The sequence below is a fragment of the Citrobacter sp. VF227 genome, from assembly GCF_052950715.1.
The window spans coordinates 1-463 of the sequence record NZ_JBRFVF010000417.1 but is presented as its reverse complement, the minus strand read 5'-3'; the positions used below and the strand labels follow the sequence as shown (position 1 = coordinate 463).

Below are 463 nucleotides of genomic sequence, written 5' to 3'. Positions count from 1 at the left end.
CCGCTGACAGGTCTGCATCCGCTCGCCCTGGCCGCCGGCTCCGGGGTGGGCTCAGGTTCAATGCTCAGTGCCGCCTCAGGGGCCCTCATTAACGGGCTGGATGCAGATATGGCGCAGAAGGTTCTGAGCGTTGCCGCCGCATCCAATCTGCTTTCATCGGTACTCGGCGCACTGTCCCTGACGTGGCTCGGGATCCCGCTGGCAGAGAAAATTTTTGGCATGATGAACCGTAAAGAGGTGGTGGTATGAAGGCCGTACTGACTGATATGAAATTTGTCACTGTGGCCGTCTTTCTGGCCATGTACACCCAGACACTGACCACCGGTCTGCCCCTGCAGGCCATGTGGGACAGTGCCGTGGCAATCATGCTTATTGTCGCGCTGTCCCTGCTGGCGAAAATGTATCTGCCCACCTCGCTGCCGGCATTTTCGTACGCCACGATTATTGGCATTATTGTCTGTTT

The 463-nt window shown here is 57.5% G+C and carries 1 protein-coding gene and 1 pseudogene; both read left to right on the top strand.

Features of this window, described 5'->3' with window-relative positions:
* The coding region (locus ACU8YC_RS27075; protein ID WP_446896271.1) for a DUF3100 domain-containing protein at positions 1-249 on the top strand (249 nt) is incomplete at its 5' end.
* A pseudogene (locus ACU8YC_RS27070) lies at positions 246-463 on the top strand (hypothetical protein); the annotation flags it as partial. The gene ACU8YC_RS27075 and the pseudogene ACU8YC_RS27070, both read left to right, overlap by 4 nt.